Raw genomic sequence first — 19,323 nt, forward strand, 5'->3', positions numbered from 1 at the left:
AGCGTTTATTTTCGCTTTTCTCTGCGGGCTTCTCAGTGAATCTCACCGGAACACCCTGCTGACCCGGCGGCGTGTGTGCCGTTGTTCCGTGTCAGTGGAGGCGCATTATAGGGAGTTATTCCGGGCTGACAAGTCTAAAATTCAAAAAAGTTATCGTTCGCTCACTTTCCAGGCAATCCATATCTATAAAGTCTGTTTTCGCCTGCTTTTTAAACAAAAACGAGCCCCAAAGGACTCGTTTTTGTAGTTCTGTTATTTACTGCACTGCGACTATCCGCCCATCTTTAACCTCAAGCTGGACTCGTTTTCCAGGAATCAGCTCGCCAGAAAGGATTTGCTGCGCCAGCGGATTCTCAATTTGCTGCTGGATAGCACGTTTCAATGGACGGGCTCCATAAACCGGATCGTAGCCATGCTCGCTCAACTGCTTTAAGGCCTCGTCAGAAATGTCGACCTCATACCCACGCTCTTCGAGACGTTTATACAGTCTTTGCAACTGGATACGGGCAATAGAAGCAATATGTTTCTCGCCCAGAGGATGGAACACCACTACTTCATCAATACGGTTGATAAATTCCGGGCGGAAACTATGGCTTACCACGCCCATGACCAGCTCTTTCATATGGCCATAGTCCAGATCACCAAAGCGTTCCTGAATTAAATCCGATCCAAGGTTCGAGGTCATGATGACCACGGTATTGCGAAAATCGACCGTTCTTCCTTGCCCGTCGGTCAGGCGGCCATCATCCAGCACCTGCAACAGAATGTTGAACACATCCGGATGCGCCTTCTCGACCTCATCTAACAGAATGACCGAGTAAGGGCGCCGACGAACCGCTTCGGTTAAATAGCCACCTTCTTCGTACCCGACATATCCCGGAGGTGCCCCCACCAGGCGAGAGACCGAGTGTTTTTCCATAAACTCTGACATGTCGATACGAACCATCGCATCGTCACTATCAAACATAAAGTTCGCCAGCGATTTACAGAGTTCTGTTTTACCCACCCCGGTTGGCCCGAGGAACAGGAATGAACCAATAGGACGATTAGGGTCAGCTAACCCCGCCCGGCTACGGCGAATTGCGTTGGAAACCGCTTCGACTGCTTCATCCTGACCAATCACCCGATGATGAAGGTCATGTTCCATCCGTAACAGTTTATCGCGTTCCCCTTCCATCATTCGCGCAACGGGGATCCCGGTCCAGCGGGCAAGGACTTCGGCAATTTCCGCATCAGTTACTTTATTACGCAGCAAGCGCATCGTTTTGCCTTCAGACTGCGTGGCGGCTTCAAGCTGTTTTTCGAGCTCAGGAATTTTGCCGTATTGCAGTTCAGACATCCTTGCGAGATCGCCCACCCGACGAGCCTGTTCAATGGCAATTTTAGCCTGCTCAAGTTCAGCCTTGATGGTCTGAGTGCCAGACAAGGACGCCTTCTCCGCTTTCCACTCTTCTTCTAATGAAGAGTATTGGCGTTCTTTATCGGAAAGCTCGTCGTTAAGCATATCCAGACGTTTTTTACTGGCATCGTCAGACTCTTTTAGTAAGGCCTGCTGTTCCAGCTTGAGCTGGATAATACGGCGGTCAAGCCGGTCCAGCTCTTCCGGTTTGGAGTCAATCTGCATACGAATGCTGGATGCCGCTTCATCAATAAGGTCAATAGCCTTATCCGGTAACTGACGGTCAGCGATATAACGATGAGAAAGCGTTGCTGCCGCTACAATCGCCGGATCGGTGATCTGCACGTGGTGATGCAGTTCGTAGCGTTCTTTTAAACCGCGCAGAATGGCAATGGTGTCTTCCACTGAAGGCTCAGCCACAAACACTTTCTGGAAACGACGCTCAAGGGCCGCATCTTTCTCAATGTACTGGCGATATTCATCAAGCGTGGTAGCCCCCACACAGTGCAGTTCACCACGTGCCAGTGCCGGTTTGAGCATGTTTCCGGCATCCATCGCACCATCGGCTTTACCGGCACCTACCATAGTGTGCAATTCGTCGATAAACAGAATGACGTTACCTTCCTGTTTAGCAAGATCGTTCAGCACACCTTTCAGACGTTCTTCAAATTCACCGCGGTATTTCGCCCCGGCCACCAGCGATCCCATATCCAGCGCCAGGACGCGACGGCCTTTTAAGCCTTCTGGCACTTCGCCGTTAACGATACGCTGCGCAAGCCCTTCGACAATGGCGGTTTTACCCACGCCAGGCTCACCAATGAGGACCGGGTTATTTTTGGTACGACGTTGCAGCACCTGAATAGTACGGCGAATTTCTTCATCGCGACCGATAACCGGGTCAAGTTTGCCCTGCTCTGCACGCTCCGTCAGATCAACGGTATATTTTTTCAAGGCCTGACGTTGGTCTTCAGCCCCCTGGTCGTTCACGTTTTCACCTCCACGCATTTGTTCAATTGCCTGCGTCACATTCGCGGTGGAAGCCCCTGCCGCTTTCAGCAGATCGGTCAGCGTTCCGCGAGACTCAAGCGCCGCCAGAACAAACAGCTCTGACGAAATAAAGTTGTCCCCACGTTTTTGCGCCAGCTTGTCGCAAAGGTTGAGTACACGTACCAGATCCTGAGAAGGCTGCACGTCACCGCCAGTACCCTCGACCTGCGGTAAGCGGCTTAACGCCTGATCGATAGCCGTACGTAACTGTCCGGCATTAACGCCCGCCGAGGTTAATAAAGGACGTACTGAGCCCCCTTCCTGATTCAGTAAGGCGCTCATTAAATGAAGTGGTTCGATGAATTGGTTGTCGTGCCCCAGTGCGAGAGACTGGGCATCGGCAAGAGCAAGCTGGAATTTATTGGTAAGACGATCCAGACGCATAACTCCCCCCATATAACAGGTCAAATTTGCTACTGGAGATTAAATGAGGTCATCCCTCAATTATTCAAGGTTGATGACCTGAATTATGTGGAAAGAAAGTGCTGCGCACTGGATCGTCTTGATTCGTTAGGTTATATCAGCCAAATGAAACTTGCCATACGGCCTGTCGTCTTGTCGCGACGATAAGAGAAGAAATCGTGCTTTTCTGTGAAGGTGCAGCGGTCGCCTCCAAAAACATGGGTGATGCCCACACTTTCAAGACGCTGGCGTGCCAGAGCGTAAATGTCTGCGTAAAATTTCTCACCTGCGGGTTTGAAGGCACTGTCGGCACGATTATCCACCGCCATGAAAGCCTCACGAACCTCCGCCCCGACTTCGAATGCATCCGGGCCAATCGCAGGGCCGAGCCAGGCGATTATGTTTTCAGGGTTATCTGTAAAACAAGCCACCGTATCTTCAAGCACACCCGCGCATAAGCCTCGCCACCCGGCATGGGCAGCTGCCACTTCCGTACCCGCCCGATTGCAAAAGAGCACGGGCAGGCAGTCAGCGGTCATGACCGCACAAACGGTGCCGGGGAGCGTGCTGTAAGACGCGTCCGCACGTTTACTGGCACAATCACCACCAGTGAGAGTTAATACAGCGTTGCCATGAACTTGCTCAAGCCAGACGGGTTTCGATGGCAACCCGCCAGCTGCATAAAGCCGCAGGCGGTTTTCTTCGACGTGTTCCAGATTATCACCGCAATGAGCACCCAGATTTAGCGAATCATAAGGCGGTACGCTGACACCACCGTGTCGCGTCGAGCTACATGCAGCCACACCTTTGGGTAGCGGCCATTCGGGGATAATCAAGTGTGTCATAGCCAGGCCACATCATCCTTATGCGTTTCAAAATCGTCGCGCATAGCGGCAATCAGCTCCACCATATCCTGCGGGATAGGCGCATGCCATTCCATCTCAATACCAGTAATAGGGTGATAGAGTCGAAGCATGGTGGCATGCAAAGCCTGGCGATCGAATTTACGCAGCTCGGTGATGAACGCTTCAGAAGCGCCCTTAGGCGGACGTGGGCGGCCGCCGTAGAGCTGGTCACCCACCAACGGATGCGTGATATGTGCCATGTGAACACGAATCTGGTGAGTTCGGCCCGTTTCCAGACGCAGGCGTAAACGCGTATGGACGCGGAAATGCTCCATGATGCGGTAATGCGTTACTGCAGGTTTCCCCATCGGATGCACGGACATGTGTGTACGCTTGGTCGGGTGGCGGCTGATGGGTTCTTCAACCGTACCACCAGACGTCATATGACCAATTGCTACCGCTTCATATTCACGGGTAATTTCGCGCAGTTGCAATGATTCAACCAAACGCGTTTGCGCCGGTATGGTTTTGGCCACGACCATCAGGCCGGTGGTGTCTTTGTCCAGACGGTGAACAATACCCGCGCGCGGTACATCAACAATAGGCGGGTAATAATGAAGTAATGCATTCAGTACGGTGCCATCGGGATTACCTGCACCGGGGTGGACCACAAGGTCGCGAGGCTTATTGATAACCAGAATATCGTCATCTTCGTAGACGATAGTCAGCGGAATATCTTGCGGCTCAAACCGTACTTCTTCCTCGATTTCAGCGGTAATGGTGACGCTTTCGCCCCCCAGAACCTTCTCTTTTGGTGTGTCCCAGAGTTTGCCATTTACCTGAACATTTTGGGCAAGGATCCACTCTTTTATGCGCGAACGCGAATAATCAGGGAACAATTCGGCTAAAGCCTGATCTAACCGTTGTCCAAGTTGTTTTTCGGACACCGTTGCGGTGAGTTGTACTCGTTGTGCCATATACAGCTTCTTCGTTAACGTTGGGTTTTACGGCTTCGCCGTATAATATAGTGTGCTATTGTAGCTGGTCTTAGTCGGGAGCAGGAAGAGACAATCTCCCGCATAAACATTTGAGGAAAGTCTAAACGTCATGACGCGCATGAAATATCTGGTGGCAGCCGCCACGTTGAGCCTGGCTTTGGCGGGTTGCTCCGGTTCAAAGGAAGTGGTGCCTGATAATCCGCCAAATGAAATCTATGCGACTGCCCAGCAAAAGCTGCAAGACGGTAACTGGAAGGCAGCAATAACGCAACTAGAAGCGCTGGATAATCGCTATCCATTTGGGCCTTACTCGCAACAGGTGCAGTTGGATCTCATCTACGCCTACTATAAAAATGCTGACTTACCGCTGGCGCAGGCTTCCATTGATCGCTTTATTCGCCTGAACCCGACGCACCCGAACATCGATTATGTTATGTACATGCGCGGTCTGACTAACATGGCGCTGGATGACAGCGCGCTGCAGGGCTTCTTTGGCGTGGATCGTAGTGACCGAGACCCTCAACATGCTCGTGATGCTTTCAATGATTTCTCCAAACTGGTTCGCGGCTACCCGCGTAGTCAGTATGTGACAGATGCCACCAAACGTCTGGTCTTCCTGAAAGATCGTCTCGCAAAATATGAATATTCCGTGGCGGAATATTATACCCGCCGTGGTGCCTGGGTGGCCGTCGTAAACCGTGTTGAGGGGATGCTGCGTGACTACCCGGATACCGCCGCTACGCATGATGCGCTGCCGCTGATGGAAAATGCCTATCGCCAGATGCAGATGAATGCGCAGGCGGATAAAGTGGCCAAAATCATCGCATCCAACCAAAGCAGCTGATGCGAGCAAAAAACTAAAAAGGCAGCCCTATAGGTTGCCTTTTTTTATTGGAGGATGTTCAGCTGAAGCGTGTTAGCGTCAGGTCATCCAGTCAACTATGACCGGTAATCCTGACTTCGACAAGCGATATTTCCCCTCTTCCTGCCCTGCCTCACAAAACCTCTTCTTTGACAAAAAGTGACAAAATAATGTGACTTTAATCACACATTTTGACATTTTTAGCGTTATGCTGGAATTACCAAGACGGAAAGACAAGAGGTAACATCTATGACAATGAACATTACCAGCAAACAAATGGAAATCACTCCTGCAATTCGTCAACATGTCGCAGACCGTCTCGCCAAACTGGATAAATGGCAAACTCACTTAATTAATCCACATATCATTCTCTCTAAAGAGCCTCAGGGCTTCGTCGCTGACGCCACCATCAATACGCCAAACGGGCATCTGGTCGCCAGCGCTAAACATGAAGATATGTACACCGCGATTAACGATTTAATCAACAAGCTGGAGCGCCAGCTCAATAAAGTTCAGCACAAGGGTGAAGCGCGTCGGGCCACCACCTCAGTGAAAGATGCAGACTTCGTTGAAGAAGAAGAATAAGTCATCACATTGCGTTAATCTGCAACGCGCCTCCGGGCGCGTTTTTTGTTGACAGAGCGAAAACAGTACGGGTACTTTACTGTTACGCACTAAAGGAAATTACCATGTATCGTGTCCCGTTTTTCTTCGCATTCTTTTTTACCTTCCCCTGACCGGGAGGCGTTTCGTCGTGTAATAAAGAATGCGAAGACGAACAATAAGGCCTCCCACACCGGGGGGCCTTTTTTATTGATAACAAGAAAGGCAACGCTATGACATCGGAAAACCCACTGCTGGATTTACGTTCCAAAATCAGCGCATTAGATGAGAAGCTTCTTTCACTCCTGGCGGAACGACGCGAACTTGCTGTTGAAGTGGGCAAAGCGAAGCTGGCCTCGCACCGACCCGTGCGTGATATCGATCGTGAGCGTGACTTACTTGAGCGGTTAATTGAGCTTGGAAAAAGTCACCACCTGGATGCCCACTACATCACCCGCCTTTTCCAGTTGATTATCGAAGATTCTGTTCTCACTCAGCAGGCACTGCTGCAGCATCATTTAAATAAGATCAACCCGCACTCTGCTCGTATCGCCTTCCTGGGGCCGAAAGGGTCCTACTCGCATCTTGCCGCTCGCCAGTATGCCGCCCGTCATTTCGAGCAGTTTATTGAAAGCGGTTGCCCAAAGTTCCAGGACATTTTTAATCAGGTTGAGACAGGTCAGGCTGACTATGCCGTGGTGCCGCTGGAAAATACCAGTTCTGGCGCGATCAATGATGTTTACGATCTGCTTCAGCATACTACTCTGTCGATCGTCGGTGAGCTGACAATCCCCATCGATCACTGCGTTCTGGTCTCAGGCTCAACGGATTTGCAGACCATTGAGACGGTTTATAGCCATCCGCAGCCTTTCCAGCAGTGCAGTCAGTTCCTGAATCGTTATCCGCACTGGAAAATTGAATATACCGAGAGCACGTCCGCGGCAATGGAAAAAGTCGCTCAGGCTGGTTCGCCACACGTTGCGGCACTGGGTAACGAGGCCGGTGGAGCACTGTATGGTCTGCAGGTGCTTGAACGTAATCTGGCAAATCAGACACAAAACATTACCCGTTTCGTGGTACTCGCCCGCAAAGCGATCGAGGTCTCCGACCAGGTGCCGGCAAAAACCACGCTGCTGATAGCCACCGGGCAACAGGCGGGGGCGTTGGTTGAAGCCCTGCTGGTGCTGCGAAACCATAATCTGATCATGACCAAACTGGAATCGCGCCCGATACACGGTAACCCGTGGGAAGAGATGTTTTACCTGGACATTCAGGCTAATCTGCACGCCCCGGATGTACAGAAAGCCCTGCGGGAACTCACCGCCATTACACGATCGCTAAAAGTACTGGGTTGTTACCCCGGCGAGAACGTCGTTCCCGTTGATCCGGCCTGATCCCTAAATCGCGGCTTCTTCATTCCTGCCACGCTGACCGGCAGGGTGAAGATAGCGCCGGAAAGGGGATAGTCTGCCACTTCCTCCGCCGTCATATTCTCCCGTGTGGTCGTAATGAACAGAGTTTTCATATCAACGCCGCCAAAACAGACCATTGTCGGACATCGTACGGGCAACCGATACTCTTCCAGCTGTTCGCCCTGAGGTGAAAAACGGGCGATGCGCCAGCCATCATATAGCGCACTCCAGTAGCATCCCTCTTCATCCATCGCTGCGCCATCAGGGATACCTTCATTCGGCTTGAATTGCCGAAACACTTCGCGCTGGCCCGGCTCACCGTGTTCATCCAGTGGGGTGCGGTAGATGACGCCATTCGGCGTATCAGAGGTGTACATCCACTGGCGATCCGGACTGAATGCCAGCCCATTGGCTCCATGAATATCGGCCTGGATAATCTGCGGTTTCAGCTGGGTATCGACACGCACTAATAGCGCACCATTGTAATCACCCGGACTCCAGAAAGTGCCCGCATAGAAGCGACCCGCGTGATCGGTGCCCCCATCATTAAAGCGCGCAAGCTGTGGGTTAGAGGGGTTATCACAGACTTTTTGCACCAGCAGGCCATGCCTGTCAGCCAGCCAGATAGCATTGCGCATGGCGACAATAAATCCGCCTTTCTCACGAAGCGCAAAGCAGCCCACCTCTTCGGGAAAGGAGAGTACGCTATGCTCCCCGGAAGCGAGATGGTAACGATGAAGTTCGCCTTCCAGTATATCAGCCCACCAGAGCGCCTGTTCCTCGTCGCTCCAGGTCGGGCATTCCGGCAAATGTCCGGTGTAGTCAAATAATGTCTGTAATTCAGCCATATCCTGCCCTCAAAAAGAAAAAGCCAGCGGCATCCCGCTGGCTTTTCAGTATATACGGCATTTTAGTTACTGGCGGCTGTCGTTCGCCTGACGCAGTAAAACGCGACTTTCATTCTGAAAACGCTTCGCATAATCACCGAACCAGTGCTCAACTTTGCGGAAGCTGTCGATAAACGCCTGTTTATTTCCCTGCTCAAGCAAGGCAATCGCCTCGCCAAAGCGCTGGTAATAACGCTTAATCAGGGCCAGATTACTTTCCGAAGACATGATGATATCTGCGTAAAGCTGCGGGTCCTGGGCAAAAAGGCGTCCCACCATCGCCAGCTCAAGACGATAGATAGGCGACGAAAGCGCCAGAAGTTGTTCAAGCTGAACATTCTCTTCCGCCAGGTGAAGCCCATACGCGAACGTAGCAAAGTGGCGAAGCGCCTGGATAAATGCCATGTTCTGATCGTGCTCGACAGCACTGATACGATGTAGCCTTGCTCCCCAGACCTGAATCTGTTCCAGGAACCACTGGTAGGCTTCCGGCTGGCGACCGTCACACCAGACAACAACCTGCTTGGCAAGACTGCCGCTGTCAGGCCCGAACATAGGGTGCAGCCCCAGTACCGGGCCTTTATGAGCCGTTAACATAGCCTGCAAGGGTCCGGTTTTCACGGACGCCAGATCGATAAGAATGCAGTCTTCCGGCAGTGGCGGGAGCTGTGCGATAACCTGCTCAGTAACGTGAATCGGCACGCTCACAATTACCATGCCAGCCTCAGCCACAATCGTCTGCGCCTGCGCCCAGTCTTCTTTTTCCAGAATGCGTACCTGGTAGCCAGAAAGCGTCAACATTTTGGCAAACAGCTGTCCCATTTGCCCCTTCCCACCGACGATGACAACGGGCCGTAGTGACGGACAAAGGGTTTTAAACCCTTTATCGTTTTCACTGGAATAGGATTCTCGCATTACCCGGCGAAGCACATCTTCAATCAGGTCCGGTGGCACGCCCAGAGACTCTGCCTCTTTACGACGAGATGCCAGCATTGAGGCTTCACGTTCAGGGACGTAGATCGGCAGGCCATACTGACTCTTAACCTCACCGACTTCCGCCACCAGCGCCATGCGGCGCGCCAGCAGCTCCAGCAGCGCCTTATCTACTTCATCAATTTGATCGCGTAATGCGGTCAGCTCTGCAACCATAACACCCTCTTAAGCCAGACGAGCCGCAAGGCTGCCACGCAGATCGTTATTTATTTCGCGCAACAAGGATTCGGTGGTTTCCCAGTTGATGCAGGCATCGGTGACCGACACACCGTACTTCATTTCACTACGCGGCTGCTCGGATGACTGATTGCCTTCATGAATGTTGCTTTCAATCATCAGGCCGATGATTGATCGGTTACCATCTTTGATCTGTGCCACAACCGACTCAGCCACAGCAGGCTGGCGGCGGTAATCTTTGTTTGAGTTACCATGGCTGCAATCTACCATCAGTGAAGGTTTGAGTCCTGCCTGCTCCATCTCTTTTTCACATTGCGCCACGTCTGCCGGGCTGTAGTTTGGTGCTTTACCACCACGTAAAATCACATGACCGTCCGGGTTGCCCTGCGTTTGCAGCAGACAAACCTGGCCTGCCTGGTTGATACCGACAAAACGGTGTGGCATGGCGGCGGCGCGCATTGCATTGATGGCGGTTGCCAGACTACCGTCAGTACCATTTTTAAATCCAACCGGCATTGACAGGCCGGATGCCATTTCACGGTGGGTCTGGGATTCCGTTGTACGCGCGCCAATAGCTGACCAGCTGAACAGATCGCCCAGGTACTGAGGACTGTTTGGATCAAGCGCTTCCGTTGCGAGCGGCAGACCCATACTCACCAGTTCAACCAGCAAACGGCGGGCAATTTTCAGACCGCCTTCGACATCAAACGAACCATCCATGTGGGGATCGTTAATCAACCCTTTCCAGCCGACGGTGGTACGGGGTTTTTCAAAATAGACGCGCATCACCAGATAGAGGCTATCGCTGACCTCTGCGGCAAGGGCTTTAAATCGACGAGCATATTCAATCGCGGTTTCAGGATCATGAATTGAACAGGGACCACAGACGACCAGCAGACGTGGATCGCGACCGGCAATAATATTCGAGATGGTCTGGCGGGACTGTGCAATTTGCGCTTCCTGTTCGGTCGATAACGGGAAAGCTGCTTTTAATTGATCGGGCGTGATCAAAACATGTTCGTCGGTGATATGTACGTTGTTCAGCGCGTCTTTTTGCATGATAGCGATCCTGTAGTGCTCATTTGCGATAGTTGATCCTCAGTGAGGTGAAGACAACCATATCACAATCAGTAAAGATTTCAATCCATATTATGTACACTTTTATTTACATTAAGAGAAAAAAGAGCAAATAATGCCCTGCTATATGTAAACAAAAATGAACACTGGCTCTTAGGCACCCTTTTCATTCTTTAACGTCAGGGTACGAGGGCGTGTATAGGGTACGGGCACGCCAGGCCGTTTCCAGACCCTGGTGACGGCGTTTATGGTTATATTCACTGACTGTATGGGAAAACAGGCTGAATTCATGAAATGTGAATATGACAAAATTCACCAGGGCCTGAGCCGGATATAATCCCTACATTATGTGCAATCGGGTGTCAGGCAACGATGTTATTTTGCCACGACCGGGCTTCAGAAAGGTTTCAGGTAGGAAGTGGATGACTTCCGGCAAGTATTCGACGCAGGCACAACCCACGTCTGCTACTGCTTCACATTGTCCTGATGCGCTTCTCCTCCTCCCTTTTGCGCAACCGCCGCTTGTTGATAGCAGGAGCCTGAATGCCGGCGCAGCGCTGCTTTTTGTCTGCCTGCTCACGCTGCCCGGGCCTGCTTCATAACCGCTATGGATGCGCTAAAGCAGAGCGGCATAAACGTTAACACCGATATATTAATGCTTGCCCGGAAGAACAAGGATGGATAAGTCATTTTCTCGCCCGACGTTTATTAGCCGTATGCGGCGCATAAGCCTTGTCAGCGTCACTATAACGATGACGCTGATCTGGTTATTGTTAAGCATCGTCTCGGTTTTCACCCTGCAACAATACGCGCGAAAAAACCTTGAGTTTACGGGTGTTGCCATGAGCCACAGCCTTGAAGCAGCACTGGTTACTGGTGATGAAGCCGCAGCCTCAGATCTGCTGACCACGTTTGGCGAACAAGGTTATTTTTCCGGGGCTGAAGTGCTGGACTGGCGCCACCGCCTGATGGCAGGCTGGAGCAAATCTCCCGATGACACCTCCGGCACCTTTAATGGGGTTTTGAGCCGCTGGCTGTTACCCTCTGCGTTAACTCAGCCGGTAATCCACAACGGTCGTTATATCGGCGAAATCAGGTTACAGGCTTTCGACAATCTCATTGGTCATTACATTCTTTTGTCGCTACTGGTGCTGACAGGCTGCATTATGTTCGCCTCTGCGATTGCCTTTCTTATTACCCGACGCCTGCATAATGGGCTCGCGGATGCTTTGCAGAATATTACTGATGTCGTTCATGATGTGCGTACCCACCGTAACTTCTCCCGCCGCGTGAGCGATGAGCGTATTGCTGAGTTCCACCTTTTCGCTCAGGATTTTAATAGCCTGCTGGATGAAATGGAGGAATGGCAGCTTCGTCTTCAGGCAAAAAATGCCCAGTTATTGCGCACCGCCTTGCACGATCCGCTCACCGGTCTGGCAAATCGTTCAGCCTTTCGCAACAACATCGCTACTCTCATGAAGGAGATGACCTCACGTGCCAGCTCCGCCCTGCTCTTTCTGGACGGGGATAATTTCAAATCCATCAATGATACCTGGGGTCATGCGGCCGGGGATTGCGTACTGATTGAAGTGGCGAGAAGGCTTATGGCATTCGCCGAAGGCCATCACCTGGTCTACCGCATTGGGGGCGATGAGTTCGCGATGATTCTGGCAGACGTTCACTCGGATGCCGATGTCCAGCGCATCGCCTCCCGGCTTTCTCTGCAATTTGCAAGCCCCATCGACCTCTGTAATGGCAGCATGGCAACCATGACGCTCAGTATCGGTTATGCTCTGACCTGGGAACATGCCACTGCCGAAAGTCTGCTGGAGCTGGCGGATAAAAATATGTATCAGGTCAAAAATCGCCGGGCCCGGTCATCCTGAGGAAAAGCAAAAAGGCGGGTGAGCCCCGCCCTTTGATTAAACTCCCTGGTGCAGGTGCTGCTGCCTGGCGTGGCGCCAGCGTAAATAGTCCATCAGTAACAGCAATACCAGGCTTACGCCCATTACCGGTAATGCCACGCCCAAAGCAAGCGCCAGACCTACCGTCAGGATCCGGCCAGGAAGGGCAAGGTTTAACCAGCACTGACTCAGCGTTTCGCCAGGGCTTACCGTTGCGCCTTCAGGACGGCGCAACCACCAGAGCCGGTAGCCCAGTATGATTGCCACGCAGAGCGCCGCGCCGAACGTTATCAGTAAAAGCTGGTTAGCCAGGCCAAACAGCACCCCCATATGAAAATCCACTCCCCAGCGCGTCAGTTTCGCCATCAGGGGATAGTCGGCAAATCGGGTGTGATCGAGGACACGATGCGTTGCACCATCTACTGCCACAGCATCAACCTGTGTTGGCCAGGATCGGTCTATTTCCGTTACTGTCCAGGCCCGTGTGGCATCACGCGGCGGTCGAATCTCAAGCTTACCGGCATGAATGCCTGCGTTGCGTGCCGTCTGTAATACCTCATCGAACAGGCGCAGCTCCATGTGTTGCGGGGGCATTACCCCTCCCCCATGATGCATGTGATGCTCAGCGTGGGGATCATGTAATTCCGCCCCTTCATTCAGCAGCGTGTTTACCTGAGGGGTCAACCAGCCGAACGCCGCACGCATTTTATCTACATTTCCCCCCGCCCATTGTGACCAGGTCAGCCCTGTCGCGGAGAAAAGCAACATCCCCGCCAGTAACCCCCATCCGAGGCCGGCATGCAGACGCCGAGTGTTTTGCAGCCGGTTATTGAGCCGCCGTTTTGGGCGGGTAAAAAACCAGAGAAGGATGCCACCCACTGCAGCTACCCACATCCAGGAGGCGGCCAGTTCGCTGTATAGGCGGCCGAAATTACCTAACAGCAGTGAGCGATGCGCGTAATCAATCCACTGGCGAAACGGCAGAATACCGCTGGTGCCATACACAGTCATATCACCCTTAACTGCCAGCGTTACCGGATCGATAAAAATTGCGCGGTTTTCTGATTCCCCAAGGAGTGGATCAGCAAACATCACCCGCGTGGTTTCACCAGCGGCCGGGGCCGGGCGTACTGCCGAAATCCTCAGCGCTTTGCCGGTAACCTCTTCAGCAACAGCTACCTGAGCCGCTAAAGCCTGCTGATTACCGGATACCGACCCCGTCAGGGCATCTTTGTAGAGGTGCTGTTCCAGCTGTGGTGAAGCAACGTAGAGCGTGCCGGTGAGCGCGGCAACAAAAATAAACGGCCCGATAAACAGCCCAATGTAAAAATGAAGGCGACGCAGCAGGTGGATCCAGGCCGCGCGCGGAGTGCAGGTCGTCATACTTTTCTTTCCTGAAAGTAAAAATTATCGCTGTGCCTGAGCACAGTTATCAGAGGAAAAAAGCAGACAGATGCGGTGGCGCGCGCGTATCAGGCCAAAGCGGCGGGAAGAGTCGCCAGTGTCGAAGCACCGGACGCGGTACAGACAGGCGTATACGACTCAGGATCAGCGAGATCAATACGACAAGTGCCAGCAGCAGGCCGGGAACATGTGCCATAAGCACGCAGTAGCCACAGGCCTCTGCATGATCGAGGGGCACGGATGCCGGCGTCATATCATGATGACCAGCCATTTCAGGTTGCACGGTCATCGACATCGAACTCATGTCATGATGCATACCAGGCATCGCGCTCATCGGATCTTTTTGCAGGGCAACGGAGATGAGTGGCGCAATGACGATAAGCAGGATCGAAAACAGGGCGAGCGCTGTCCCCGCTCGTTGCCAGATTGTCATTTGCTGTTTTTTCGTCACATATCCCCCACAACGGCGCGGGTAGTGTAAACGATTTATGGCTGAGAAGTTAATATGATCGCGCAACGACAATAAAAAAGGGCCAGCCCACAGGCCAGCCCTTTTATTCAGGATGTCGCGAAAGCGATACCTTAGTTCAGACGCTCTTTGATACGAGCAGACTTACCGGTACGCTCACGCAGGTAGTACAGTTTAGCTTTACGTACAGCACCACGACGTTTAACAGCAATGCTGTCAACTACCGGAGAGTGAGTCTGGAAGACACGCTCAACGCCTTCGCCGTTGGAAATTTTGCGAACAGTGAATGCAGAGTGCAGACCGCGGTTACGAATAGCGATAACCACGCCCTCGAATGCCTGCAGACGTTTTTTGGAACCTTCAACAACCCATACTTTCACTTCCACGGTATCACCCGGACGGAAGGAAGGTACGTCCTGCTTCATCTGCTCTTGTTCAATTTGCTTAATAATGTTGCTCATAATTTAATCTCTTATCCTGGGTAAACTGATATTCGGGGGCTTACGCCATCCCATCATGTTTATACACTTCGCTCTTCAGCCTGCCTCATCGTGAGCTGCCTTCATTCACCTCAGTCACTTACTTTTGTAAGCTCCTGAGGATTCACTCAGTTACTGCCTTGATGCATCCTGAATGCTCTCGTGTATCCGTTGCTGTTGTGCGTGTTCCTTTTTGAACTCCGCCAGCAACCTTGCTTGCTCTTCAGTCAGAGCCAGGTTTTCCAGAAGTTCAGGTCTTCTAAGCCAGGTCCGGCCCAGCGACTGTTTCAGGCGCCAGCGACGTATCTCAGCATGGTTGCCCGACAGTAATACCGCCGGTACTTCCATCTCTTCTAACACTTCAGGACGAGTATAGTGTGGGCAGTCCAGCAGCCCGTCAGCAAAAGAATCTTCCGTTGCTGATGCTTCATGTCCCAGCACACCCGGAATAAACCGGGAAACCGAGTCAATCAGCGTCATGGCTGGTAACTCACCACCGCTGAGAACGTAATCACCGATAGACCACTCTTCATCTATTTCGGTTTGGATTACGCGCTCATCTACCCCTTCATAGCGACCACACACCAGAATCAATTTCTGATTTGTTGCCAGTTCGCTCACGCCTGCTTGATCAAGCTTGCGCCCCTGAGGTGACAGATAAATCACTTTCGCGCCTTCACCCGCCGCGTCTTTTGCTGCATGAATGGCGTCCCGCAAAGGTTGCACCATCATCAGCATCCCCGGTCCGCCGCCGTAAGGACGATCGTCCACGGTACGGTGCCGGTCATGAGCGAAATCACGAGGACTCCAGCTCTGGATGCTCAGCAGGCCATTTTTTACTGCCCGGCCAGTTACCCCGTAGTCGGTAATCGCACGAAACATTTCTGGAAAGAGGCTAACGATACCTATAAACACAAGCCCATCCCCATAGTGCCGTATTTTTACCGTATATCCGGAGGTTTAAAAACCAGGATCCCAATCTACAACAATAGTTTGCGTAGCGAGATCGACTTTCTTGATAACCTGCCCATCGAGGAACGGAACCAACCGCTCCTTGATACCAAATGCATCTTTCAGGTTTGCCTTAATGACGAGAACGTCATTGGATCCGGTTTCCATCATATCGATGACTTTACCCAGACCATAACCTTCAGTGGTCACTACCTGGCAGCCCATCAGGTCTTTCCAGTAGTAGTCACCCTCTTCCAGTTGAGGCAACTGCGTGGTATCTACGACAATTTCGCAATTGGTCAGTAGATTCGCAGCATCGCGGTCATCAACACCTTTCAGTTTGATGACGATGTCCTGATTGTGGTAGCGCCAGCTTTCCAGCTCAATGCTCTGCCACTGACCCGCCTTCTGGATGAACCAGGGCTGATAGTCAAAAATGCTTTCGGCGTCTTCGGTGGAGGAAAACACTCTGAGCCAACCACGGATACCGTAAGAAGATCCCAGTTTACCCAGAACAATCGGATTAACAGGGTTCTGCGCGGCGTGTTGCTTGCTCATCATGACCACCGTGACAGATTAAGCTGCTTTGTTTGCTGCTTTGATCAGCGTAGCTACGCGATCAGAAACGGTAGCGCCCTGGCCAACCCAGTGTGCGATACGATCCAGATCCAGGCGGGTGCCTTCTTCTTTCTCGGACGCGATCGGGTTAAAGAAGCCAACGCGCTCAATGAAGCGACCGTTGCGTGCATTACGGCTGTCAGTAACAACAACCTGGTAGAACGGACGCTTTTTAGCGCCGTGACGAGCTAAACGAATAGTTACCATAACATCCTCTTGTGTGAATAAAACAACAGGCCCCGTCGAGGAACGGAGCCCGGTGTCATATTAAAAGCCCGAAAATTTTACTGATTTTTGGGGAAAATGCAATCAGCATCTCTCAAACAAGGGATATAAGGCGTATATCGGTGCAGCCAGTTTAGTTACGGCGTGCGCGCAGAAAGCGGAGCGTACACGCAGTACGTGAGCATTTCGAGCACACCCCGGGGCTAAAATGGCAAACAAGATAGCCTTATACCCTTGTTTTTAGCGGCCAGGGAAACCAGGGGGCATCATGCCTTTCATGCCGCGCATCATCTTCGCCATCCCACCCTTCTTCATTTTCTTCATCATGCGCTGCATGTCGTCGAACTGTTTAAGAAGGCGGTTAACGTCCTGCACCTGCAGGCCGCAGCCCTGGGCGATACGACGTTTGCGCGAGCCCTTGATAATTTCTGGTTTAGCACGTTCTTTCAGCGTCATCGAATTGATGATCGCCTCCATGCGTACCAGCACTTTGTCGTCCATCTGCGATTTAACGTTGTCAGGGATCTGGCCCATGCCCGGCAGCTTGCCCATCAGGCTTGCCATTCCGCCCATGTTTTTCATCTGACGCAGCTGCTCAAGGAAGTCGGTCAGATCGAAACCATCGCCCTTTTTCAGCTTGGTCGCCAGTTTCTCAGCCTGGGCGCGGTCAACTTTACTTTCGATATCTTCAATCAGCGAGAGCACGTCGCCCATGCCGAGAATACGGGAGGCGATGCGGTCCGGGTGGAACGGCTCCAGCGCTTCGGTTTTCTCGCCAACACCGAGGAATTTGATGGGCTTACCGGTGATATGACGAATAGAAAGTGCCGCACCGCCGCGGGCATCACCGTCTACCTTGGTGAGGACCACACCGGTTAACGGCAGCGCTTCATTAAACGCTTTCGCAGTATTTGCCGCATCCTGACCGGTCATCGCATCAACAACAAACAGGGTTTCGACCGGTTTGATGGTCGCATGTACCTGTTTGATTTCGTCCATCATCGCTTCGTCAACGTGCAGACGACCGGCGGTATCCACCAGCAACACGTCGTAGAATTTCAGCTTCGCTTCTTTGAGCGCCGCGTTAACGATGTCGACAGGCTTCTGGGCAACGTCGGACGGGAAGAAATCCACGCCAACCTGTTCGGCCAGGGTTTCCAGCTGTTTGATCGCCGCCGGGCGATAAACGTCCGCAGAGACCACCAGCACTTTCTTCTTGTGCTTCTCACGCAGGAATTTACCCAGCTTACCGACGCTGGTGGTTTTACCTGCACCCTGCAGACCCGCCATCAGCACCACGGCTGGCGGCTGTGCGGCCAGATTCAGCACCTGATTCTCTTCGCCCATCGCCGCAACCAGCTCGTTACGGACGATTTTGACGAACTCCTGACCCGGAGTCAGGCTTTTGTTAACTTCATGACCAACCGCTTTTTCTTTCACGCGGTTGATGAAATCACGCACTACCGGCAGGGCGACGTCCGCCTCCAGCAGCGCCATGCGCACTTCGCGCAGCGTGTCTTTAATGTTGTCTTCAGTGAGGCGTCCACGACCACTGATATTGCGCAAAGAGCGCGACAAACGATCGGTTAAATTATCAAACATTGTCTCTCGCCTGAGGTAAAACGATGGGCCGCCAGAGCGACGCATAACAGAAATTTGCAGCAGTATAACATGAAGACATTATTGATGTATGTGATGCAACGGTTGGAGCCAACGTCACGTAACGCTATACTGCTTTTCTTTCTCCTTGGGTCTAACTGTCGACGCTACTATGCCCGTTTTCGCCTTACTCGCTCTTGCTGGTTACTCCGTAAGCCTTGCGCTGATCATTCCCGGTTTGCTTCAGAAAAACAGCGGCTGGCGGCGTATGGCAATGCTTTCGGCGGTCATTGCCCTGATGTGCCACGGCTTTGCGCTCAAAGAACGCCTCTTCCCGGATGACGGTGGTCAGAACCTGAGCCTGCTCAATGTGGGGTCGCTGGTCAGCCTGATGATCTGTACGGTGATGACCATTGTGGCGTCCAAGAATCGTGGCTGGTTACTGCTGCCAATCGTTTATACTTTTGCCCTGATCAACCTCGCCTTTGCGATTTTTGTCCCCAATGAATACATCACCCATCTCGAAGCCAGCCCAGGGATGATGGTGCATATCGGCCTGTCCCTGTTTGCTTACGCAACGTTAATCATTGCCGCAATGTATGCGTTGCAGCTCGCCTGGATCGACTATCAGCTGAAAAACAAGCGTCTGGCATTCAGCAGCGAAATGCCTCCGTTGATGAGCATTGAGCGCAAAATGTTTCACATTACCCAGGTCGGCGTCGTGCTCCTGACGCTGACGCTGTGTACCGGTCTGTTCTATCTGAAAAATCTATTCAGCATGGAAAATATCGATAAGGCCGTGTTGTCTATCATCGCCTGGTTTATCTATATCGTTCTGCTGTGGGGCCACTATCATGAAGGGTGGCGCGGTCGCCGTGTCGTCTGGTTCAACGTCGCAGGCGCGGGCATTCTCACGCTGGCCTATTTTGGCAGTCGCGTAGTGCAACACCTTGTGAGCTAATCAAGAAGGAA

General features: G+C 52.3%; 19 protein-coding genes and 1 other annotated feature. Of the genes, 6 read left to right on the forward strand and 13 right to left on the reverse strand.

The window, feature by feature from the left end:
• Nucleotides 1-256: 256 nt before the first annotated feature.
• The 3 genes from clpB to rluD form a co-directional block, all read right to left on the reverse strand.
• A complete protein-coding gene (gene clpB / locus KXR87_RS15900; RefSeq protein WP_437433187.1) occupies nucleotides 257-2,830 on the reverse strand; it encodes an ATP-dependent chaperone ClpB in 2,574 nt (857 codons plus the stop codon).
• 131 nt (nucleotides 2,831-2,961) lie between these two features.
• A complete protein-coding gene (yfiH, locus tag KXR87_RS15905) occupies nucleotides 2,962-3,693 on the reverse strand; it encodes a purine nucleoside phosphorylase YfiH (RefSeq protein WP_437433188.1) in 732 nt (243 codons plus the stop codon).
• Nucleotides 3,690-4,670 carry a 23S rRNA pseudouridine(1911/1915/1917) synthase RluD gene (gene rluD, locus KXR87_RS15910; RefSeq protein WP_437433189.1) on the reverse strand — a complete coding sequence of 327 codons (981 nt, stop codon included), beginning with the start codon at nucleotides 4,668-4,670 and terminating at the stop codon, nucleotides 3,690-3,692. Before rluD ends, yfiH begins: the two co-directional genes overlap by 4 nt.
• Before the next feature lie 130 nt (nucleotides 4,671-4,800).
• Between rluD and bamD the strand changes: the two genes are divergently transcribed.
• The 4 genes from bamD (at nucleotide 4,801) to pheA (ending at nucleotide 7,550) form a co-directional block, all read left to right on the forward strand.
• On the forward strand, nucleotides 4,801-5,535 hold the full coding sequence (gene bamD / locus KXR87_RS15915; RefSeq protein WP_437433190.1) for an outer membrane protein assembly factor BamD: 735 nt from the start codon (nucleotides 4,801-4,803) through the stop codon (nucleotides 5,533-5,535).
• 267 nt (nucleotides 5,536-5,802) lie between these two features.
• Nucleotides 5,803-6,138: a ribosome-associated translation inhibitor RaiA gene (gene raiA, locus KXR87_RS15920; protein ID WP_437433191.1), complete on the forward strand. Its 336-nt coding sequence runs from the start codon at nucleotides 5,803-5,805 to the stop codon at nucleotides 6,136-6,138.
• Nucleotides 6,139-6,241: 103 nt separating this feature from the next.
• Nucleotides 6,242-6,367, forward strand: a sequence feature (Phe leader region).
• Nucleotides 6,243-6,290 (forward strand): pheA operon leader peptide PheL, encoded by a 48-nt coding sequence (gene pheL / locus KXR87_RS15925; RefSeq protein ID WP_437433249.1) that lies wholly within the window; start codon nucleotides 6,243-6,245, stop codon nucleotides 6,288-6,290. Its footprint overlaps the feature before it by 48 nt.
• Before the next feature lie 22 nt (nucleotides 6,368-6,389).
• Nucleotides 6,390-7,550, forward strand: coding sequence for a bifunctional chorismate mutase/prephenate dehydratase (pheA, locus tag KXR87_RS15930; RefSeq protein ID WP_437433192.1), 1,161 nt, complete (start codon nucleotides 6,390-6,392; stop codon nucleotides 7,548-7,550).
• Here pheA and KXR87_RS15935 read toward each other — a convergent pair.
• From KXR87_RS15935 to aroF, 3 genes are all read right to left on the reverse strand, one after another.
• Nucleotides 7,511-8,416, reverse strand: coding sequence for an SMP-30/gluconolactonase/LRE family protein (locus KXR87_RS15935; protein ID WP_437433193.1), 906 nt, complete (start codon nucleotides 8,414-8,416; stop codon nucleotides 7,511-7,513). The genes pheA and KXR87_RS15935 overlap by 40 nt on opposite strands.
• 66 nt (nucleotides 8,417-8,482) lie before the next feature.
• Nucleotides 8,483-9,604 carry a bifunctional chorismate mutase/prephenate dehydrogenase gene (gene tyrA / locus KXR87_RS15940; protein ID WP_437433194.1) on the reverse strand — a complete coding sequence of 374 codons (1,122 nt, stop codon included), beginning with the start codon at nucleotides 9,602-9,604 and terminating at the stop codon, nucleotides 8,483-8,485.
• Nucleotides 9,605-9,613: 9 nt separating this feature from the next.
• Nucleotides 9,614-10,684: a 3-deoxy-7-phosphoheptulonate synthase AroF gene (gene aroF, locus KXR87_RS15945; protein WP_437433195.1), complete on the reverse strand. Its 1,071-nt coding sequence runs from the start codon at nucleotides 10,682-10,684 to the stop codon at nucleotides 9,614-9,616.
• Between the two features lie 695 nt (nucleotides 10,685-11,379).
• Here aroF and dgcN point away from each other — a divergent pair.
• The gene (gene dgcN, locus KXR87_RS15950; protein ID WP_437433196.1) at nucleotides 11,380-12,588 is read left to right on the forward strand and encodes a diguanylate cyclase DgcN; all 1,209 of its coding nucleotides are present in this window, start codon (nucleotides 11,380-11,382) and stop codon (nucleotides 12,586-12,588) included.
• A 36-nt stretch (nucleotides 12,589-12,624) separates the two neighbouring features.
• Here dgcN and KXR87_RS15955 read toward each other — a convergent pair whose 3' ends face one another.
• The 7 genes from KXR87_RS15955 to ffh all read right to left on the reverse strand — a co-directional run bounded on the left by KXR87_RS15955 (nucleotide 12,625) and on the right by ffh (nucleotide 18,354).
• Nucleotides 12,625-13,989 carry a PepSY-associated TM helix domain-containing protein gene (locus KXR87_RS15955; RefSeq protein WP_437433197.1) on the reverse strand — a complete coding sequence of 455 codons (1,365 nt, stop codon included), beginning with the start codon at nucleotides 13,987-13,989 and terminating at the stop codon, nucleotides 12,625-12,627.
• A gap of 49 nt (nucleotides 13,990-14,038) precedes the next feature.
• A complete protein-coding gene (locus KXR87_RS15960) occupies nucleotides 14,039-14,443 on the reverse strand; it encodes a DUF2946 domain-containing protein (RefSeq protein ID WP_437433250.1) in 405 nt (134 codons plus the stop codon).
• A 149-nt stretch (nucleotides 14,444-14,592) separates the two neighbouring features.
• A complete protein-coding gene (gene rplS / locus KXR87_RS15965; protein ID WP_006178051.1) occupies nucleotides 14,593-14,940 on the reverse strand; it encodes a 50S ribosomal protein L19 in 348 nt (115 codons plus the stop codon).
• Between the two features lie 150 nt (nucleotides 14,941-15,090).
• Nucleotides 15,091-15,873, reverse strand: coding sequence for a tRNA (guanosine(37)-N1)-methyltransferase TrmD (gene trmD / locus KXR87_RS15970; protein ID WP_437433198.1), 783 nt, complete (start codon nucleotides 15,871-15,873; stop codon nucleotides 15,091-15,093).
• A 45-nt stretch (nucleotides 15,874-15,918) separates the two neighbouring features.
• The gene (gene rimM / locus KXR87_RS15975) at nucleotides 15,919-16,467 is read right to left on the reverse strand and encodes a ribosome maturation factor RimM (protein WP_437433251.1); all 549 of its coding nucleotides are present in this window, start codon (nucleotides 16,465-16,467) and stop codon (nucleotides 15,919-15,921) included.
• An 18-nt stretch (nucleotides 16,468-16,485) separates the two neighbouring features.
• A complete protein-coding gene (rpsP, locus tag KXR87_RS15980; protein WP_437433199.1) occupies nucleotides 16,486-16,734 on the reverse strand; it encodes a 30S ribosomal protein S16 in 249 nt (82 codons plus the stop codon).
• A gap of 258 nt (nucleotides 16,735-16,992) precedes the next feature.
• Nucleotides 16,993-18,354 carry a signal recognition particle protein gene (gene ffh, locus KXR87_RS15985; RefSeq protein WP_437433200.1) on the reverse strand — a complete coding sequence of 454 codons (1,362 nt, stop codon included), beginning with the start codon at nucleotides 18,352-18,354 and terminating at the stop codon, nucleotides 16,993-16,995.
• A 169-nt stretch (nucleotides 18,355-18,523) separates the two neighbouring features.
• On the opposite strand from ffh, the gene KXR87_RS15990 reads away from it, so the two are divergent.
• Complete coding sequence (locus tag KXR87_RS15990; protein WP_437433201.1) at nucleotides 18,524-19,312, forward strand: cytochrome C assembly family protein; 789 nt, start codon at nucleotides 18,524-18,526, stop codon at nucleotides 19,310-19,312.
• The last annotated feature ends 11 nt before the right edge of the window (nucleotides 19,313-19,323 follow it).

It is taken from the genome of Yokenella regensburgei (assembly GCF_051486985.1).
Classification (GTDB): Bacteria; Pseudomonadota; Gammaproteobacteria; order Enterobacterales; family Enterobacteriaceae; genus CBFFRJ01.